Origin of the sequence: Pseudomonas sp. L5B5, assembly GCF_020520285.1 — a bacterium.
Classification (GTDB): domain Bacteria; phylum Pseudomonadota; class Gammaproteobacteria; order Pseudomonadales; family Pseudomonadaceae; genus Aquipseudomonas.
Genome location: NZ_CP084742.1, coordinates 5661084 through 5680450 on the forward strand (window position 1 = coordinate 5661084; position 19367 = coordinate 5680450).

Here is a 19367-nt window from a genome sequence, read left to right on the forward strand (position 1 = left end):
TCAGTCACCGTCGTTGGCGTTGAAGCCCAGTTGGATACCCAGTGCCTTGGCCAACTCGCCCTCGTGCAGGCGGTGGACCACGTTGAGGCTGTCGTACAAGTCGTTGAGCTGCTGGCGTCCGGCATCGTCGCCGAGCATTTCGGTCAGCGAGCGCTGGGTGCTGGCGAAGAGTTTCAGCGAGGCGGCGTAGGCGGCGTCGATCTTGTCGGCCAGAGGCTTCTGCTCGGCCGGCAACAGGCCGCGCAGGCCCTTGTTGTCGACCCCGGCCCAGACGGTCTGGGCAGCACTGAGGCTGGCTTCCAGGCCTTGCAGCGACGACTGGCTGCGCCAGGCAGCGGCCTGGAACGGCTGGGGGATGCCCTTGGTCTGGCGGCCCATCGGGGTGCCGAGCTTTTTCTTCAGGGTATCCAGGGCCGTGACCTGTACGCGCAGCAGGTCGGCGATCGCTTCATGGGAGTCGGCATAGCGCTGGTTGGGGAACTTGCTCATCTGCGCCAGCATGCCGTCGGTGGTGTTCCAGCTCGACAGGATCTCTTCGGCCAGTTGCTTCTGGCGTTCGCCGATGGCGGTCAACAGCGGGCAGTAGCGAGCTTTCTGCGCGTCGTCGGCCATGTCGATCTTGCTGTCGAAGAGGATGTACTCGTAGGCCGAGAGGCCTTGCACCACAACGCTGGACTTGCTCAGGGCGCCGGCATCGATCTGCGGGTTGGCGCTGACCAGTTGTTCGACCTGACGGCCCACCAGGTTCTTCTTGTCCGGCCAGAACTGGACCTGCCAGGAGCGGTTGCCTTCGGCCAGCGGACCGATCAGCAGCGGTTGCAGTTCGGCCCAGGCTTTTTGGGCATGGAGGAAGTCGGCGCGGGCGGTCTCCAGGCTTTCCTTGCCCTCGCAGAAGGCCAGCGCACTGACGGCCAGCTGGCGGTCGGCATCGACCCAGCGGCTGTAGGTCGGCAGGATTACCTGCTGGGCGATGGCCGCGGAAGTCACGGCCTGCGGGTCCTGGGGCGAGCAGGCACCCAGGGCGAGGGCGGCAAGGCTGGTGAAGAGCAGTTTGGGGCGGAACATGTTCGGGCTCCCTTTATTGTGGAGAAAGCATATGAGTCGAGCGTTACAAGGAATTCAGGAATGCCAGCAGTGCAGCGCGCTGCTCGGCATTGAACGCGAGCACCTGGCGTTTGGCGCCTTCAGCCTCGCCGCCATGCCAGAGCACCGCTTCCATCAGGTTGCGGGCACGGCCATCGTGCAGGAACTGGGTATGACCGCTGACTGTCTCGGTCAGGCCGATTCCCCATAGCGGGGCCGTGCGCCAGTCGCGGCCACCGGCCTTGAACTCGGTACGCTGGTCGGCCAGGCCTTCGCCCATGTCGTGCAGCAGCAGGTCGCTGTAGGGGCGGATCACCTGGTTGGCCAGTTCGGGTTCGGCGGCGTTGGCCGAGGTGGTGAAGCTTGGGACATGGCAGGACTGGCAACCCGCCTGGAAGAACAGGTTCTTGCCGGCCAGGACCTGGGGCGAGTCGACGTTGCGTCGCGCCGGTACCGCCAGGTTGCGAGTGTAGAACAGCACCAGGCGCAGGATGTTGTCGCTGACCTCTGGCTCGCCATCCGGGCCGTTGCCATTGGGGGCCTTTTTGCAGGCGGTTTGCGCGTCGGTGCAGTCATCGAAGGGTCTCAGGCGGGTGGTCAGGCCCATATCACCAGAAAACGCGTGAACATTTTGTTGATTGAGGTTCGGTTGTCCGGCTTTCCAGCCAAACCGCCCCAGCACGGTCTTTTGCTGGGCATCGTCCCAGACCCAGTTGGGGCGACCGGAGATGGCGCTTTTGCTCACCGGCCTGGCGTTGGCCAGGATTGCCTCTTCGGGAATGGCCTCCAGCAGCCCGAGGCCGATCATCGGCGGGGCCACGCGTGCCGAGAAGCGGGTATCCGGATGCATCGGGCCATAACCCAGGTCGGTGATCTGCAACCGCGGTTTGCGCAGCTCCACTTGGGTGCCATCCTCGAAGCGTACCGGCAGGGGATCGTAGTCCACCCGCACCCGACCTTCGGGGGCGACGCCGGGGATGGCCATGTCCTGCAACTGACCGCCATAGACCGGCTCCGGGACGATGCCGGCTTGTTCGATGAGCCTGGCAAGGGTCGGGTCATCGGGGATCGACAGGCGCACCAGCATCGACACGGCGTTCAGCGCGTCCGGGGCCGGCGGATGGCCGCGACCATCCTTGATATGGCAGTTTTGGCAGGCGTTGGTATTGAACAATGGACCCAGGCCGTCACGGGCGGTGGTGGTGGACGGCGCTATGACCCACGGGTTGCGAAAGAAACTGTTGCCGACGCTGAAGTCCAGCCGGCGGGTGGGCGGCAGGTTGGCCGAAGGCAGGGAGAAGGCGTTTCGATCAGCCTTGTTGACCGTCGTCGCGCCGCCGGCCCGGGCTTCGCCGGGTTCGGCCTGGGTGAAGCGCGGGGCGTCATCGCAGGCGCTCAGGCTCAAGGCCATGAACAGCGCGGACCAGCGAAGCAGCGACGAAAGCATCGGATATCCTGCAGGGCAAGCAAAACAAGGGCGCAAAGTCTAACAGGGCAACCTGGTTTGAATAAGAGGGATTATCGTTTGGTTTGACCCAGGACAAGCTGGCCGGGGCGCAGGCAACGATGTTGCAGGTTGCGCAAATCGCTGCGGCGGGCACAAAAAAGGCGACCCGAAGGTCGCCTTTCTGCCTGGCGCAATGCTGATCAGAATTCGTGATCGGCGTTGTCCGGGTTCAGGTCGCTGATGCCCAGCTTGCCAGCGGCCTGCTCGATCGAGCCGGTCTGCTTGACCAGTGCGGCGATGGCGTCGCGCACGATCTGGTTGCCGGACTCGTTGCCTGCGGCGATCAGCTGATCGTAGTGCTCGCCCTTGTTGGCGTGGTCCACCATGACCTGGATCTTGGCTTCGGTGGCAGCCAGGTCGGCCTTGAGTGCTGCATCGGCGGCCGGGTCGGCCTTGGCCACCAGCGACGACAGGCTGGCGCCGGTCATCTTGGTGCCGTCGGTACGGGTGTACTCGCCCAGGTAGACGTTGCGGATGCCCTTGGCGTCGTAGAAGTGCGAGTTGTGGGTGTTGTCGCTGAAGCAGTCCTGTTCGTCCTCGGGGGAGTTGGCTTCCAGGGACACCTTCATCCGCTCGCCCGCCAGCTCGCCCAGGGACAGGCTGCCCATGCCGAACAGCATCTTGCGCAAGCCGGTATCGGCAGGCTCTGCCTCCAGGGTCGCGCGGTAGTTGTCGGCCACGTCCGGTTTCCAGTTGCCGACCATTTCCTCCAGGTCATTGACCAGCAGCTGTGTCACGGCCTTGAGGTAGGCACGACGACGATCATTGTGGCCGCCGGTGGCACCGGCACCTTCCAGGTAGTCCGAAACCGGACGGGCGCCGGCACCTGGGCCGGTGCCGTTGAGGTCCTGGCCCCAGAGCAGGAATTCGATGGCGTGGTAGCCGGTGGCGACGTTGGCCTCGGCACCGCCCAGCTCATTGAGGCTGGCGAGTTTCTCCGGGGTGATGTCCTTCACGTCGATCTTGTCTTCGCCGATCTGGATCTGGGTGTTGGCGATGATGTTGGCCGTGGCTCCCGGGTTGCCCAGTGCGTGTTCGTAGCTCTTGTCGACGTAGTCGATCAGGCCCTCGTCCAGTGGCCAGGCGTTCACCTGGCCTTCCCAGTCGTCGATGATGGTGTTGCCGAAGCGGAACACTTCGCTTTGCAGGTATGGCACGCGGGCGGCGACCCAGGCGGCCTTGGCGGCCTTGAGGGTGTCCTCGCTGGGCTTGGCAAGGAAGGCGTCGATAGCGGCCTGCAGGGTTTTCGCGGTGGATTCGGAATCGCTGTAGACGGCGAAGACCATGTCGGCATAGTGCGCGACCACGGCCTTGGCGGCGGCTTCGTCGACCTTGCCGGCAGCGTCGCCGGCCGGGGTGGCAGTGCTGGTAGCCGGGGTCGGCGCTTGAGCGGCAGCCTTGTCGTCTTTGCCTTCGCCGCAGCCGGCGAGGGAAATAGCGATGGCCAACAGACTGGCGGTAGCCAGAGGCATACGAATCATGGCGAACATCCTGCTTCGAGAGGGGAGTGGACGGCGCGGGGTGCGCAAAAACTGCGACATAATGCGAAAGATTTGCATTATGTGTAAAGGGTTGCACCGGTAATTATTTCTTTCACTGCAAGCCGCTGCGTGGAGCGCAAAGCCGCGCACCACGCTGGCTTCAGAGGATCGCCGCGTTGCTGCGCTGGGCCTGTTTGAGGTAGGCGCCCAGCTCCCGCGCATTCAGCGGCTTGCTGTAATGGTAGCCCTGACCTTCGTGGCAGCCCTCGGCAATGATGTAGGCCTCCTGCTCGGCGGTTTCCACGCCCTCGGCTATCACCTGCATGCCCAGGCTCTTGCCCAGCTGGATGATGGCCCGCACGATCGTCGCGTCGTCATCGTCTTCGAGCAGGTCCTGGACGAAGCTCTTGTCGATCTTGATCTTGTCCAGGGGCAGGCTCTTGAGGTAGCTCAGGGATGAGTAGCCGGTGCCGAAGTCGTCGATGGCGATCAGTGCCCCGGAACGCCGCAGGCTCAGCAGGTGCTGGGCCGCGGTGCTGATGTCTTCCATCAGGCCGGTCTCGGTGACTTCCAGCTCCAGGCTGCGTGGCGGCAGGCGATAGATCTGCAGCAGGTTGTTGACCACCCGCGGCAGTTCGGCATGGTGCAGTTGCACGGTGGACAGGTTGACGGCCATGCGCAGGTCGCTGAAGCCCATGTCGTGCCATTCCCGCAACTGGCGGCACGCCTGGTCCAGCACCCACTCGCCGATGGCGATGATGGTGCCGTTCTGCTCTGCGAGCGGGATGAACTGGTCCGGCGGCACCAGGCCGTGCTCCGGGTGCTGCCAGCGTAGCAGGGCCTCGACGCCTACCACCCGATGGTCGCGGTAGCTGATCTGCGGTTGATAGACGAGGAAGAACTGCTCCCTGGCCAGGGCCTCGCGCAGGTCTTTTTCCAGTTCCCGGCGGCGCCGCATCTCGCTGTCGACACTGGCGATGTAGAACTGGTAGCGATTGCGCGAGCGGCTCTTGGCCAGGGTCATGGTCTGTTCGGCTTTTTGCAGGAGCTTCTCAGTGCTGTCGCCATCTTCCGGGAACAGGGTGATGCCGATGGTGGCGCGCAGGCGGATCTGCTGCTGGTCGAGGGCGAAGGTGGCCTCCAGGTCGTCAAGAATGCTCTGGGCCAGTTCTGCCGCTTCGTAGGGCTGTTCGATATCGGCCTGGACCAGGGCGAACTGATCGCCACCCAGGCGTGCCAGGGCACCCAGGCGACCGCTGTGGCCCCGCAGGCGATCGGCCAGGGCCAGCAACAGCTGGTCGCCGGTCTGGTAGCTGAACTGTTCGTTGACTCCCTTGAAGTCGTCGAGGCCCACGCACAGCACGGCGACCCGGCGTTGCAGGCGTCCGGCATCCACCAGGATCTTGTCCAGTTGCTGTTGCAGTTGCTGGCGGTTTGGCAGGCCGGTGAGGAAGTCGTACTGGGCCATGCGCAGCAGGCTGTTTTCCGCCTCGTGGCGCAAGTGGGTGTTGCGCTCGATGGAGGCCAGCAACTGGTTGGCGGTATTGATCCAGATGCCCAGCTCGTTTCTTTCGTGGCCCTTGAGCAGGGGCAGCTGGTGTTCGCTGGGGCGGTCGGGGTTGATGTTGGTCAGGTGCTCGATGATCCGCGACAACGGCTTGGTCAGGAGCCAGTGGTAGACCAGGTACAGCACCAGGCCCATGGCCAGGGCGCGCAGCACTCCGGACACGAAGATGATCACCGAGCTGACGATGAAACCCTGGCCGTAGGTGGCGGTGTCCAGGGTGATGCTCAGGTCGCCGTAGTACTCGCTGTAGGGACCACGGCCTACCAGTTGGGTAGTGAAGGTGCGCTCCTGGCCGAGGATCAGGTCGGTCAGCCAGCGGCTGGAGGACTGCTGCAGATCACGGGTTTTTTCCGCCAGCATGGTTTCGTTGGGGTGGCCGATAGAGGCCATGCGCACAGCATCGTCCTGGAACAGGCCTTCGATGACCTGCATGCCCATTTCCCGATCCAGGCTGTAGACCGCCTGGGTCGATGGGTCGCGAAACATGTCGAGGATGCGCTGGGCGTCGTTGGCTACTGCCTGCCGAGTCTTGTAGGCATCGAAGACGATCTGGGCGCAGCTCAGGACCACGCCCACTATGAGTGCCGACAGCAGCACAACGCGGAGCAACTTCACCGACAAGCTGTTTTTGAGTTCCAGCTTCAAAGGGCTATTCCTTGTTCCGTGCGCGTAGCGTCAAGTTGCCATGAGTATTGGCAATCCCGTGATTGCCGTCAAAGTGACATCAATGCCGAGGACAGGACGTCTGCGGGCGAGGCCCGGGTGATCAGAATCAGGATTGCTCTAGCTGTGGGTAGTGTGTCGGTAGCGACGCCGTGCAACTTGAGGAGAATGCGCGGTTTTTTACCTGCATGGAATCTTAGCGCTTCGAGCAGGCGGGACAAGATCCCGGCTTTGTCACAGGCAAAAAAAACCCGGCCAGGCCGGGTTTTTTTCACTGCGGGCAGGTTCAGGCCACGAAGTGCTTGCCTTCGAACTGCTCGGCGACGAATTTCCAGTTCACCAGGTTCCAGAACGCCTCGACGTACTTCGGACGCACGTTGCGGTAGTCGATGTAGTAGGCGTGTTCCCAGACATCGCAGGTCAGCAGCGGGGTGTCGCCGCTGGTCAGCGGGTTGCCGGCGCCGATGGTGCTGGCCAGGGCCAGGGAACCGTCGGCTTTCTTCACCAGCCAGCCCCAGCCGGAACCGAAGGTGCCAACCGAAGTCTTGGTGAATTCTTCTTTGAACTTGTCGAACGAACCGAACGCTGCATTGATGGCATCAGCCAGGGCGCCGGTTGGCTGGCCGCCGGCGTTTGGCGCCAGGCAGTTCCAGTAGAAAGTGTGGTTCCAGACCTGGGCTGCGTTGTTGAAGATGCCGCCCGAGGAGGTCTTGACGATCTCTTCCAGGGTCTTGCCTTCAAACTCGGTGCCTGGCACCAGGTTGTTCAGGTTCACGACATAGGTGTTGTGGTGCTTGTCGTGGTGATATTCCAGGGTTTCCTTGGAAATGTGCGGCTGCAGGGCATCGTGTGCATAAGGCAGCGGCGGCAATTCGAAAGCCATGGTGATTCTCCTAATCAGGTCTGTTGCGGTGAGCGCAAGGCCGATCACGGGCGGCCGGACAAGCGCCGGGGAGTTTGTACTCTTTGCGGCGCAAGCTTCGGATCATAGCACCGGGGGTGCGGCTTAACCACGCAACAACTGTGTGGGATAGAGGTTCCAGAGCCTTTTGGAATAAGTCACGCCGCGCTGATCAACTGGTACGCGACACTGAACATCATCGCCGCCACCAGCAGGTCGAGGACCCTCCAGGTGCCGGGTCGAGCCAGCCTGGGAGCGAGCCAGGCAGCGCCCAGGGCCAGGGTGAAGAACCACAGCAGCGAAGCGCTGGCCGCCCCCACCACGTAGGCGCCAGGCTCGGTCTGCTGGGCCCCCAGCGAACCAATCAGCAGCACGGTATCCAGGTACACGTGGGGGTTGAGCAGGGTCACTGCCAGGGCGCTGAGCATCACCGCCCGCAGCGAACGCACGGTCTGGCCATCACCTTGTTGCAGGCTTTGCTTCGAGCAGGCCCGGCGCAGGGCCTGGGAGCCGTACCAGATCAGGAACGCCGCACCGCCCCAGCGTGCCACCGCCAGCAACGTCGGGCTCTGGGTCAGCACGGTGGCCAGGCCGAATACGCCGGCGGCTACCAGCAGCGCGTCGCAGGTTACGCACAGCGCGGCCACGGGCAGGTGATGTTCGCGGCGCAGGCTCTGGGCCAGGACAAAGGCGTTCTGGGTGCCGATCGCCATGATCAGGCCAGCGGCCACCAGCAGGCCGTTTACATAGCTTTGCCACATGATTACTGCTCCTCGCCGGCGGCCAGTTGTTGCAGCACCTGCATGGCGCGCCCGGCATCCGCCTGGCCGACGAACAGGTGATCGTGGTAGTACCCGGCAATCACGTTGCAGCTGATCCCGGCCCGGCCCAGGGCCCCGGCGAAGGCGGCTGTCAGGCCCACGGCCTGCAGCGCCGAGTGCACCTGGAGGGTGATCCAGGCCGCCACGTAGTCGAAGCCCAGGCCGAGGTGTTCGGCCTGTTCGCGACGCACGATCACCGTCAGGCCCTCATGCTCGCGAAAACTGCCCAGCACTTCGCAGCCCTGCAGCAGGCTGGGGTCAGTGACGGAACAGAACACATACTCACCGTCGTTGAGTTGCGGGCTCATGCTGCGCAGCAAAGTGGCGAGGGAGGTTTCACCGGCCATGAAGAAGATCCTTGAACGAAAAGGCGATACGGAGGCTTTGTGCTTAATGCCGATCAGTTGAGGAAATGGCAGGGGATCACCTGGCTTAACTGACTGGCATTAGGCTTTATGCTGGCTATTTTCCGGTGTGGGGCTGTATAAGAAAAACCAATAGTGCTGATCTCTCATTAGGAAAACTGATGTTCGACTACAAGTTGCTTTCGGCTCTTGCCGCCGTGGTCGAGCAGGCCGGGTTCGAGCGTGCGGCCCAGGTGCTGGGCTTGTCGCAATCGGCGATTTCCCAGCGCATCAAGCTGCTGGAGGCCCGGGTCGGCCAGCCGGTCCTGGTCCGGGTCACGCCACCGGCTCCCACCGAGATCGGCCGGCGCCTGCTCAACCATGTGCAGCAGGTGCGCTTGCTGGAGCGCGACCTGCAGAGCCTGGTGCCGGCCCTGGACGAAGAAGGGCTGCCGGAGCGCCTGCGCATCGCCCTCAACGCCGATAGCCTGGCCACCTGGTGGGCCGAGGCGGTGGGGGACTTCTGCGCCGAGCATCATCTGCTCCTGGACCTGGTGGTGGAGGATCAGACGGTGGGCCTCAAGCGCATGCGTGCCGGGGAAGTGGCGGCTTGCGTCTGTGCCAGCGAGCGGCCGGTGGCCGGAGCCCGCAGCCTGTTGCTGGGCGCCATGCGCTACCGGGCCCTGGCCAGCCCGGCGTTCATCGCCCGACACTTTCCCCAGGGCGTGCGTGCCGAGCAACTGGCCCGGACGCCAGCCCTGGTGTTCGGCCCCGATGACTTCCTGCAGCATCGCTACCTGGCATCCCTGGGGGTCGACGGCGGTTTCGAGCATCACCTGTGTCCTTCCTCCGAAGGCTTCATCCGCCTCACGGAAGCCGGGCTGGGCTGGGGGCTGGTGCCCGAATTGCAGGTTCGCGAGCAGTTGCAGCGCGGTGTCCTGGTGGAACTCCTGCCGGATAAACCCATCGATGTGCCGCTGTACTGGCATCATTGGCGCAATGGTGGACAACTGCTGGGGTTGCTCACCGAGCACCTGGCACGTTTATCCGCACAGTGGCTGGTGCCCTGGGAGCAGCCGTAAGCGTCAAGCGACAAGCTGCAAGTCAGCAGTTCTTCACTTGCAGCTTGTGGCTGGTCGCTGCTTTTCTGTTGTTCGTCACTGCTTTCTTAGGAATATTTCATGAAGATTCTGGTCACCGGCGCAAGCGGCTTCATCGGCGGGCGCTTCGCCCGTTTCGCCCTTGAGCAGGGCCTGGAGGTGCGCGTCAACGGACGTCGCGCCGAAGCCGCGGAGCACCTGGTGCGCCGTGGCGCCGAATTCATCCAGGGCGACCTGGGCGACGCCGACCTGGTGCGCGAGCTGTGCCGCGACGTCGATACCGTGGTGCATTGTGCCGGTGCGGTGGGCCTGTGGGGCCGTTACCAGGATTTCCACCAGGGCAACGTGCAGGTTACCGAGAACGTGGTGGAAGCCTGCCTCAAGCAGCGGGTCCGGCGCCTGGTGCACCTGTCCTCGCCCTCGATCTACTTCGACGGGCGCGATCACCTGGGCTTGACCGAAGAACAGGTGCCCAAGCGTTTCAAGCATCCCTATGCCGCCACCAAGTACCTGGCCGAGCAGAAGGTCTTCGGTGCCCAGGAATTCGGTCTGGAAGTGCTGGCCCTGCGCCCGCGTTTCGTCACTGGCGCCGGCGACATGAGCATCTTCCCGCGGCTGTTGAAGATGCAGCGCAAGGGCCGCCTGGCCATCGTTGGCAATGGTTTGAACAAGGTCGACTTCACCAGTGTGCACAACCTCAATGACGCCCTGTTCAGTTGCCTGCAGGCCAGTGGCTCGGCCCTGGGCAAGGTCTACAACATCAGTAACGGCGCCCCGGTGCCGCTGTGGGACGTGGTCAACTACGTGATGCGCCAGATGCAGGTGCCGCAGGTCACGCGCTACCGCTCCTATGGCCTGGCCTACAGCGTGGCGGCGCTCAACGAAGGCTTCTGCCGGATTTGGCCGGGGCGCCCGGAACCGACCCTGACACGCCTAGGCATGCAGGTCATGAACAAGGATTTCACCCTGGATATCAGCCGGGCCCGGCATCATCTGGGCTATGAGCCCAGGGTCAGCCTGTGGGCCGCCCTGGATGAGTTCTGCAGCTGGTGGAAGGCCCAGGACATGGGATGAAGCCCCAGGACTGAACCGGTTTCGCCTGGCTCGGTCCATTGGCCAGGCCCATTGGCGGTTTATACTCGCCGCACTCAGCCCCCTCCGTGGTTCAGAAAGGTTGCCCCATGCGTAACGATGCACACGATGACTTCGATGACGTTCCAAGTCTGCGCGCCGATTCCCTCGACGACGATGTCTTCCCGACCACCAGTGGTGCCCGCGAGCGCACCACGGCTCATTCGCGCAGCACCCCGGCTGCCACGCTCAAGCGTCCCAGCACCGGCCCGTTGTGGGCCCTGGTGGGGGCATTGTTCTTTGCCTTCCTCGGCCTGGCCTGGTGGAGCTTCCAGCAGATCTCGCTGATGGAGCAGCAGTTGGTGGCCACCCAGGAAAGTTTCGCCAGGATCAGCGAAGAGGCCGCAGGCCGCTTGCAGGACATCTCCGGCAAGGTGGTGGCCAGCCAGACCAACGTCACCAGCGACAGCGAAGCGTTGAAGTTGCAGATCAAGCAGCTGGAAAGTCGCTTGCAGGACCAGGGGCGCCAGCAGCAGGGCGTGGCCGGCCAGGCCACCGACCTGGACAAGCGCCTGGCCCAGATCAGTACCCAGGGCACCGAGCAGCAGGCCGCCAATGCCCAGTTGCAGGCCCAGGTGAAAGCCCTGGGTAGCGAGCTGGCGAGCCTCAAGGGGGCCCAAGCCGATGGTGGCAAGGTCGATGCCCAGCTCAAGAGCCTGGCCGCCGAACTGGCCACGCTGAAGAAACAGGGCAACCCCAGCGCCGCCATCGAGCGCCTGGAGCAGGACCTGATCGTGCTCAAGAGCCAGCAGGACAACCGGCCTGCTGCCTCGCAGAACGGTGCCAGCACCGCCGAGTTCGATGCCTTTCGTGGTCAGGTCACCCGTAATATCAATACCCTGCAGAGCCAGATCCAGAACCTGCAGCAGCAGATCAACACCCGCCCTTGATCCGCCGGGCCCCGTCGCGTGTTGCGCGGCCGGGCCCGACCGCGATCCGCTGAATGTTCACCCATGTCCCGCAGCCGGCTACGCTCTTCGAACGTCAATGCGAATGAGGAGTGGGCGATGAAACGGTTGCGCAAGCATGCCTGGCTGGGCTGGTGGCTGTTGCTGTGTGTCGGTCCGCTCCAGGCGGCTGAGCCCGCCGATGACGGGGCCTTGGCGCGAGCGCTGCTGGAAAAGGCCTTGGTCCGTTATCAGGAACAGGGTGACAAGGCGTTTGCCGCGTTCAGCCGCCAGGGTGAATTCGTCGACCAGGACCGCTATGTGTTTGTGGTGGACACCCACGGGGTGATGCTGGCCAGCGGCGGCCCATCGTCGGCATTGATCGGCCGCGACGTATCGCGAGTGCTGGGGGCGGATTTGCGCAAGGCGTTCGAAGAGGCATTGCGGACCCCGCAGGGCAGCGGCATCCAGCAGGCCGAGTACCGTTGGCAGAACTGGGCCGATGGCAAGATCGAACGCAAGCATGTGTACTTCCAGCGCGTTGGCGAGCGGATCCTGGCGGTGGGTTATTACCTGCCCCGAGCGTCGGCGGACCAGGCCCGGGCGCTGCTCGAGCGTACGGCCGACGCCCTGGCCAAGGACCAGGCGGGCACGCTCAAGGCCATCAATGACCTGCAGGGTGGATTCATCGAAGACGATTTGTACGTGTTCGTGGTGAGCCTGGATACCCGACGTTATTTGGCCCACGGCACCAACTTGCGATTGCTCGACACCGACTTCGCCAAGGTCCGTGACCCCGATGGCAAGCCGGTGGGCGAGCCGATGCTGGCGTTGCTGGCGCGCCAGGACCAGGGCGAGTACAGGTATCGCTGGAAGAATCCGGTGACCGGCCGGATCGAAGACAAGCACGCCTATCTGCGCAAGGTCGGCTCGCTGCTGGTCGCGGTGGGGTACTACAGCCCTTGAAGCCGCGGCCCGCTCAGCGGGCCTTGTCTTCACGCCCGCGCAGCAGGCGGTTGGGCATGGCGATGGCTGCTGCCAGCCCCAGCAGCGACACTCCGGCGCTGACCAGCAACAGGTGCCGGAAGGTCTGCAGCAGTTCGCCTCGCAACAGGTCTCGGGCCGCACCCGGTGCGGCATTCAGGCCTTCGAGCAGGGCATTGCCGGAGTGTCCTTCGCCCAGCACTGCAGCGCCATCGGCGTGGGGCAGGCCGGAGTTCTGCAGCAGAGCCAGCAGCAGCGCCGACATCAAGGCCACCCCGACGGCACCCCCCAGGGCACGGAACAGGTTGGTGGTGCTGGTGGCGACTCCGATATCCCGCTGCTCCACCGCATTTTGAGTGCCCACCAGCGAGGTGGGGAACTGCATGCCGCCGGCAATGCCGCAGAGCAACATGAACAGGCTGCTCCAGAACACGGCCTGGGGCGGCACCAGGGCCATGCCGAGGATCGCGATCGGCATCAGCAGGGCGCCGGTGAGAATCATCGGTTTGTAGCGGCCGGTCACCGAGGTCAGTCGCCCGGCACAATAGGCGCCCATGGGCAGGCCCATGGCCAGGGGCAGCAGGTGCAGGGCGGCGCTGTCGGCGCCGGCCCCGGTGATGCTCTGCAAGCGCAGGGGCATCAGCACGATCAGCGAGATGGCCTGGAAACTGGTGAAAAATATCGTGCACCAGCACAGCAGGGCATCGCGGTTGGCGAACAGATGCATCGGCAACAGCGGTTCGCGGGTCCGGCGCTCATGCCAGGCGAACAGGGCCAGGACGATGACCGCAATGCCCAGCAGCTCGAGCACTTCTGCGCTGCGCCAGGAGTAGCCCTGGCCGACCTGGGTAATGCCCAGCAGCAATGCGCTGAGGCCGACGATCAACAACAGGGTGCCGAGGTAGTCGATGATGGGCTTGCGCTGGGGCACCGGCAATCCGACCAGGGTGCGATGGGTCACCCAAAAGGCGCCCAGGCCGAGCGGCAGGTTGATCAGGAAGACCCAGCGCCAGGACAGGAACTCGGTCATGTAGCCGCCGAGTACCGGCCCGGCGACGCTGGCCACCGCGTACATGCTGCTGAAGTACCCCTGGTAGCGACCGCGTTCCCGAGGCGGGACGATGTCGCCGATGATCGCCTGGCTGACCGAAATCATGCCGCCGGCGCCTATGCCCTGGAAGATCCGCGCGAGCACCAACTGCTCCATGTTCTGGGCCAGGCCGCAAAACAGCGAGGCCAGGGTAAACAGCCCCAGGCCGAACAGCATCAGCCGGCGCCGGCCGTAGAGGTCGCCCAGCTTGCCGTAGATCGGCACGGCCACGGTCATGGCCACCATGTAGCCGGAAATCACCCAGGCCAGCAGGCCGACGTCCTTGAACTGGGCGGAGATGGCCGGCATCGAGACCGCGACTATCGTCTGGTCGAGGGCACCGAGGAAGATCGCCAGCATCAGGGCGGCCAGCACGCTGCGGATGGCCACCGGGGACGGGCCAGGTTGTTGAGGATGGGACACGGAAGAACCTGCGGGCAGTGATGGGGCGGGCGAATTGAGCCGGCACAGATGCAGGCCAGTGTACTGGATAGGTGCCTACCGGATAGCGCTGCAACCTTGTTGCTGACGGTTATTTCATGAAGATTCCCGGGCATGGCCTAGTGATGGCTTGCAGCGGAATGGGAAGCATTCTGTATAGTGTCGGATCTGTGCGCGCTGTTCGGCAGGCGACAGAATGAGTGTGTATGAATGTTGCCTATGCTTGCATTTTGATCGGGTGAATCCGTCAATTGAGCAAGACCATCCGACGGATCTGCACGTCCCCATCTCCGGGCACGATGCCTGCCCGTTCCCTTCGAGGCCCGGACTGCAGCGATGAACAAGCCAGCCCTTGCATCCATTCCCGTATTCAAACTCTATGGCCAGAGCCTGGAGTGGCCGACTCCCGACCTGTTGCACTGCGAGCCCATCAGCTTGCGCGGTCGTGAGTTGCACTGGGAAGTCAAACCCCACCGCCACGCCGACCTCTGCCAGTTGCTGTTCGTGCAGCGTGGCCAGGTCCAGTTGCAGGTCGAGGACCGGCGGACCCAGCTGGACGAAGCGGCGATCCTGGTCCTGCCGCCGTTGTCGGTCCACGGCTTTCAATTCTCCGAGGACGTCGAAGGTCATGTGGTGACCCTGGCGGCGCCGCTGGTGGCCTATCTGCAAGCCCAGTTGGGACAGGCGAAGGGCACCCTGGCCTCTTGTGCCAGCTACCCGGCGGGTGACGATGTGCATTACCTGAGCGAGTTGTTCTGCGCGCTGCAGAACGAGTACCAGGGCCAGCAGCCGGCGCGGGAAATGCACATGCATGCGTTGGTGAGCACGATCGTGGTCTGGGTCGCACGCCAGGCCCAGCAGCGCAACAAGTCCACCCAGCGTCCGCAACGGGCCCGGGAGTACTTCAATGGTTTCATGCAATTGGTGGAGGCCCACTACCGCGAGCATGTGAAGGTGGAGGACCTTGCGCACAAACTGGGGATCTCGGTATCGCATCTCAACGGCACCTGCCGCGAACTGGCGGGGCAGCCGGCGTTGCAGATCATGCACGAGCGCCAGTTGCTGGAGGCCAAGCGCCTGCTGACCTATACCGGAATGACCATCTACGAGATTTCCGCCGAGCTGGGGTTCTCCGACCCGACCAACTTCACCCGGCTGTTCCGGCGCCGGGAAGGCATCTCGCCCAAGGTCTTCCGCGATCGCCTGAAAGCCGACCCGGCCGACGATCGTGGCTCCCTGTCGCTTACCTGAGGGCGTTCAGGGTGGCGTTGTGGGGAATGCAGCGTTCCAGGTTGCAACTGGCATAGGCACGGGTCTGCATGCGGGCCTGTTCGACGCGGTAGGCGGCGGTGCCGTACAGCGCCAGGGTCACGGTGCAGGTCATGAAAATGGCCAGGTACCTTCTTGTCTTGACGTTCATGGCGATGACCTCTGAACTCGTGCTTTCGTATTTTCGAAAGCACTGTTATCAGAATAGGCCAGTTGCCAGTACCTGCCAGAGTTCTGCCCCGCTTGTTTGGCAGGACATTCAGCAAATGGATCGACCCTGGCGCTGTGCCAGGGCGTTTACAGGCCCTGGTCCCAGTGAGGCTCCAGGGGAAACCTGAGCACCAGGAAGTCGAGCATGCTGCGCAAGGTCGCCGGCATGTGCTTGCGCGAGGCATACACGGCGTACATGTTCATCCGGCGGGGTTCGGCATGGCTCAGCAGACGCACCAGTTCCCCACGTTTGATGTGTTCTCCGGCCTGGTAGCTGGGCAGCATGGCGATGCCGGCACCGGCCATGGTGGCGCGCAGCAGGGTGCTGGCTTCGTTGGCGCTGATGTTGCCCTGCACCGGCACCGACACCGGTTCGCCATCCTGTTCGAAGTGCCACAGGCTCTTGCCGAAGTAGGAGTGGGTCAGGCAGTTGTGCAGGCTCAGTTCCTCCACCCGCTGGGGCGCCGGGTGTTCTCGCAGGTAGGCTGGGGCCGCACAGATCACCGAACGGCAGACGGTCAGGCGCCGGGCGATCAGGTTCGGGTCCAGGTCATTGCTGGTGCGGATCGCCAGGTCGATGCGCTCATCCACCAGGTTCACCGTGCGATCGAGCATTTGCAGGTCGATGCTCACCCCGGGATTACGCTTGACGTAGTCGGCCATGGCGTCGGCCAGTTGTGACTGGCCGAACGAGGTGCTGACGCTGATGCGCAGCAGCCCGCGCGGGACATCGTCGGGTTCGCCCACGGCGGCCTGCATGTCGCTGGACAGCTCCAGCATCTGCCGACAGCGCGGCAGGATCTCGCCGCCGGCGGCGGTCAGGCTGAGCTTGCGGGTGGTGCGGTGCATCAGCCGGGCGCCGACCCAGTCTTCCAGTTCGGCCAGATAGCGCGACACCACCGGTCGCGACAGGTCCAGTTGATCGGCCGCGGCCGATTGGCTGCCCAGGTCGACTACCGTGACAAACACCCGCATTGCTTGGAGACGATCCATGATTTGCCCGCTTTCAGAAACAAACTATGTCCAAGCATCGCATTTTTTGTAACGAGTCTGGCAACTAAGCTTGCTCCATTCTCAATACGCCAACCGCTGCCGGAGTTGCCCCCATGATCGGATTCACTTCATTCAAACGCCTGCTGCTGGCCACCGCCGTTCTGGGTTTTGCCGCCCATGCCGCCGCTGCCGAACCCGCCCTGCAACTGGACGTCTACAACCCGGGCAGCAACGCCATCTTCCCGGTCAGTTCGGTACTGGTCAGCGGCAAGAAGGATGCAATCCTGGTGGACGCCCAGTTCGGCAAGTCCCAGGCCCAGCAATTGGTGGACAAGATCCGCGCCAGCGGCAAGCACCTGACCACCATCTACATCAGCCATGGTGATCCGGATTACTACTTCGGCCTCGACACCCTGACCAGCGCCTTCCCGGACGCCAAGGTCGTGGCCTCGCAGCCGACGGTGGAACACATCAAGGCCACCGTTGAAGGCAAGCTGGCCTTCTGGGGCCCGCAAATGGGCGCAGACGTCCCGGCCAAGACCATCGTGCCAAGCGTGCTCGAGGGCCACAGCCTGACCCTGGAAGGGCAGAAGCTCGACGTCATCGGCCTGGACGGCAAACAGCCGGACCGCAGCTTCGTCTGGATCCCTTCGATCAAGGCGGTGGTCGGCGGCGTGGTGGTCTCGGAAAACATCCATGTGTGGATGGCCGATACCCAGACTGCCGAGTCCCACCAGCAGTGGCTCAAGACCCTCAAGACCATCGAGGGTCTCAAGCCCGAGACCGTGATCCCCGGGCACTACCTGGGTGACAGCGCGCGCTCCCTGAAGCCGGTGCACTTCACTGCGGACTACATCAAGGCCTTTGACGAGGAAACCGCCAAGGCCAAGGACTCCGCCGCGCTGATCGCAGCCATGAAGAAGCGCTACCCGGACCTGGGCGAGGACAGCTCGCTGGAGCTGAGCGCCAAGGTCGCCAAGGGCGAAATGAAGTGGTGAAACCGTTCTGACCCGCTCCCGAGTCGGGGGCGGGGCTGTTGTACTCTCTTTGCCAACTGGAGAACTGTCATGAGCAAGATCGCAATCATCGGCGCCACCGGCCGGGCCGGTAGCCAACTCCTGGAAGAAGCCCTGCGTCGTGGCCACAGCGTCACCGCCATTGCCCGCAACACGGCGAAGATCGGCCAGCGTGCCGGTGTCACCTGCCGCGACGTGGATGTGGCCGACAGCGCTGCATTGCAGGCGGCGGTGGCCGGGCATGATGTGGTGCTCAGCGCCGCGCATTTTGCCCCCATCGCCGCCAGCGCCATCGTCGAGCCGGTGAAGAAGGCCGGGGTCAAGCGCCTGCTGGTGGTGGGCGGTGCCGGTTCGCTGCTGTTGCCTGGCGGCGGCAAGGTCATCGACAGCCCCGGTTTCCCCGAGGAGTACAGGGCCGAGGCGAGTGCCGGGGGCGTGTACCTGGAGACCTTGCGCAAGGAGCAGGACCTGGACTGGACCTTCCTTTCGCCGTCGGCGGAATTCGTCGAAGGCGAGCGCACCGGGAAGTTCCGCCTGGGCCAGGACGAGCTGCTGGTCAGCGGTGAAGGCCGTAGCTGGATCAGCTTCGCCGACTTCGCCATCGCCCTGCTCGACGAAGTGGAAACCCCCGCCCACGTCCGCCAGCGTTTCACCGTCGGTTACTGATTCGGCTAACGGATTCTCAAGGCTATAGCCTGTGGCGGGCCCGCAGGGCCCCATCAGGAACTCCCTGCGGGTGTAACGCCCCCGTGCGCAGCCTGCGGCAGCGGCTATACGAAGCGACTGCGATGTAGCCGCTGCCGAGCCTGCGAGGCTGCGACGGGCCCGCAGGGCCCCATCAGGAACTCCCTGCCGGTGCTACGCCCCCGTACGCAGCCTGCGGCAGCGGCTACACGAGCAGGTGCTCAACGCTGATGGGCCTGCTCCACCAACCAGTCCAGCAACTCCTGCAACTGAGCCGAGGGGCCCGGGTGTTCCGGGTAGACCAGGTAATAGGCCTGGCCCGTCGGTATCTTCAATTCGAATGGCATGACCAGCCGCCCGGCACTCAGGTCGTCGCCAATCAGCGCCCAATCGCCCATCGCCACCCCGGTCCCCTGGGACGCCACCGACATGGCCAGGTCCAGCGTCTCGAAGTGCTGACCCTTGCCCAGGGTGTTCAGCGGCGTGCCCGCGGCCTTCAGCCAGCGTTGCCAGTCCCGCTGGTCATGGGAGGGATGCAGCAACAGGTGCTGCTGCAGGTCCGCCGGACTCTTGAGTGGCGTCGGTCCTTCTACCAGGGGCCGCGAGCACACCGGGGTCAGTTGTTCATTGAACAGGTGCCGTGAGCCGAGGCTGGGGGACGGTGGGGCGCCATACATCACGGCGGCATCGAACGGCTCGCGAGTGAAGTCCACGCCGTGCTGGATGGTGGTGGTCAGTTGCACCGGTACCTCTGGCCGCTCCTTCTGCCACTGCAGCAGACGCGGCAGCAACCAGCGCATGACGCAGGTCGGCGCCTTGAGGCGCAGGTTGCGGCTGCGACTGCCGATGTCGTCCACCGCCCCATTGATCAGCTCGAACACTTGCTGCACCCGGGGCAGCCATTCCTGCCCTTCGGCAGTGAGGATCAGGCCACGGGCCTGGCGCTGGAACAGTGGATAGCCCAGGTGGCTTTCCAGCCCGGCGATCTGCCGGCTCACCGCACCCTGGGTGATATGCAGCTGCTCGGCGGCGCGGGTGAAGTTGCAGCACTGGGCCGTGACCAGGAAGGTGTGCAGCGCAGGCAGGGGAGGCAGGCGTTTCATGGAGGGCCAAGGCATGACGTGGGGACATGGCTAGTATGACTTTTTATCCATTGTTGCGGCTACCGGCCGCCCGTTCCAATAGCCCCTTGCGA

At 64.0% G+C, this 19367-nt stretch carries 18 protein-coding genes; 7 read left to right on the plus strand and 11 right to left on the minus strand.

Annotation, left to right across the window (positions count from 1 at the left end; genetic code table 11):
- The 7 genes from LGQ10_RS26055 to LGQ10_RS26085 form a co-directional block, all read right to left on the minus strand.
- Nucleotides 1-1065, minus strand: coding sequence for an imelysin family protein (locus LGQ10_RS26055; protein ID WP_058433805.1), 1065 nt, complete (start codon nucleotides 1063-1065; stop codon nucleotides 1-3).
- A 43-nt stretch (nucleotides 1066-1108) separates the two neighbouring features.
- Entirely contained in the window at nucleotides 1109-2530 is a 1422-nt protein-coding gene (locus LGQ10_RS26060) for a di-heme oxidoredictase family protein (protein WP_413247570.1), read from the minus strand.
- A 200-nt stretch (nucleotides 2531-2730) separates the two neighbouring features.
- Nucleotides 2731-4071: an imelysin family protein gene (locus LGQ10_RS26065; RefSeq protein WP_058433803.1), complete on the minus strand. Its 1341-nt coding sequence runs from the start codon at nucleotides 4069-4071 to the stop codon at nucleotides 2731-2733.
- A gap of 160 nt (nucleotides 4072-4231) precedes the next feature.
- The gene (locus LGQ10_RS26070; protein ID WP_058433802.1) at nucleotides 4232-6283 is read right to left on the minus strand and encodes a putative bifunctional diguanylate cyclase/phosphodiesterase; all 2052 of its coding nucleotides are present in this window, start codon (nucleotides 6281-6283) and stop codon (nucleotides 4232-4234) included.
- A 304-nt stretch (nucleotides 6284-6587) separates the two neighbouring features.
- Nucleotides 6588-7184: a superoxide dismutase gene (locus tag LGQ10_RS26075; protein ID WP_058433801.1), complete on the minus strand. Its 597-nt coding sequence runs from the start codon at nucleotides 7182-7184 to the stop codon at nucleotides 6588-6590.
- 176 nt (nucleotides 7185-7360) lie between these two features.
- On the minus strand, nucleotides 7361-7963 hold the full coding sequence (locus LGQ10_RS26080; protein WP_226523634.1) for a LysE/ArgO family amino acid transporter: 603 nt from the start codon (nucleotides 7961-7963) through the stop codon (nucleotides 7361-7363).
- A 2-nt stretch (nucleotides 7964-7965) separates the two neighbouring features.
- Nucleotides 7966-8370 (minus strand): ACT domain-containing protein, encoded by a 405-nt coding sequence (locus tag LGQ10_RS26085; RefSeq protein ID WP_058438210.1) that lies wholly within the window; start codon nucleotides 8368-8370, stop codon nucleotides 7966-7968.
- Nucleotides 8371-8549: 179 nt separating this feature from the next.
- Between LGQ10_RS26085 and LGQ10_RS26090 the strand changes: the two genes are divergently transcribed.
- From LGQ10_RS26090 to LGQ10_RS26105, 4 genes are all read left to right on the plus strand, one after another.
- Nucleotides 8550-9449 carry a LysR family transcriptional regulator ArgP gene (locus tag LGQ10_RS26090; protein WP_226523635.1) on the plus strand — a complete coding sequence of 300 codons (900 nt, stop codon included), beginning with the start codon at nucleotides 8550-8552 and terminating at the stop codon, nucleotides 9447-9449.
- 99 nt (nucleotides 9450-9548) lie between these two features.
- The gene (locus tag LGQ10_RS26095) at nucleotides 9549-10541 is read left to right on the plus strand and encodes an NAD-dependent epimerase/dehydratase family protein (protein WP_226523636.1); all 993 of its coding nucleotides are present in this window, start codon (nucleotides 9549-9551) and stop codon (nucleotides 10539-10541) included.
- A gap of 107 nt (nucleotides 10542-10648) precedes the next feature.
- Complete coding sequence (locus tag LGQ10_RS26100) at nucleotides 10649-11488, plus strand: ATPase (RefSeq protein ID WP_226523637.1); 840 nt, start codon at nucleotides 10649-10651, stop codon at nucleotides 11486-11488.
- 117 nt (nucleotides 11489-11605) lie between these two features.
- Nucleotides 11606-12451: a cache domain-containing protein gene (locus tag LGQ10_RS26105; RefSeq protein ID WP_058438203.1), complete on the plus strand. Its 846-nt coding sequence runs from the start codon at nucleotides 11606-11608 to the stop codon at nucleotides 12449-12451.
- Nucleotides 12452-12464: 13 nt separating this feature from the next.
- On the opposite strand, the gene LGQ10_RS26110 is transcribed toward LGQ10_RS26105, so the two are convergent.
- The gene (locus tag LGQ10_RS26110; RefSeq protein WP_413247636.1) at nucleotides 12465-13919 is read right to left on the minus strand and encodes an MDR family MFS transporter; all 1455 of its coding nucleotides are present in this window, start codon (nucleotides 13917-13919) and stop codon (nucleotides 12465-12467) included.
- A gap of 417 nt (nucleotides 13920-14336) precedes the next feature.
- On the opposite strand from LGQ10_RS26110, the gene LGQ10_RS26115 reads away from it, so the two are divergent.
- A complete protein-coding gene (locus LGQ10_RS26115) occupies nucleotides 14337-15251 on the plus strand; it encodes a helix-turn-helix domain-containing protein (protein WP_226523639.1) in 915 nt (304 codons plus the stop codon).
- Here the strand turns inward: LGQ10_RS26115 and LGQ10_RS26120 are convergent.
- Nucleotides 15244-15420, minus strand: coding sequence for a hypothetical protein (locus LGQ10_RS26120; protein ID WP_164485040.1), 177 nt, complete (start codon nucleotides 15418-15420; stop codon nucleotides 15244-15246). The two genes, LGQ10_RS26115 and LGQ10_RS26120, sit on opposite strands and share 8 nt — an antisense overlap.
- 146 nt (nucleotides 15421-15566) lie before the next feature.
- On the minus strand, nucleotides 15567-16472 hold the full coding sequence (locus LGQ10_RS26125; protein WP_226523640.1) for a LysR family transcriptional regulator: 906 nt from the start codon (nucleotides 16470-16472) through the stop codon (nucleotides 15567-15569).
- A 113-nt stretch (nucleotides 16473-16585) separates the two neighbouring features.
- Between LGQ10_RS26125 and LGQ10_RS26130 the strand changes: the two genes are divergently transcribed.
- Entirely contained in the window at nucleotides 16586-17470 is an 885-nt protein-coding gene (locus tag LGQ10_RS26130; protein ID WP_058438195.1) for an MBL fold metallo-hydrolase, read from the plus strand.
- A gap of 69 nt (nucleotides 17471-17539) precedes the next feature.
- Nucleotides 17540-18154, plus strand: coding sequence for an NAD(P)-dependent oxidoreductase (locus tag LGQ10_RS26135; RefSeq protein WP_226523641.1), 615 nt, complete (start codon nucleotides 17540-17542; stop codon nucleotides 18152-18154).
- Between the two features lie 239 nt (nucleotides 18155-18393).
- Here the strand turns inward: LGQ10_RS26135 and LGQ10_RS26140 are convergent, their stop codons facing one another.
- Entirely contained in the window at nucleotides 18394-19275 is an 882-nt protein-coding gene (locus LGQ10_RS26140) for a LysR substrate-binding domain-containing protein (protein ID WP_058438215.1), read from the minus strand.
- Between the last annotated feature and the right edge of the window lie 92 nt (nucleotides 19276-19367).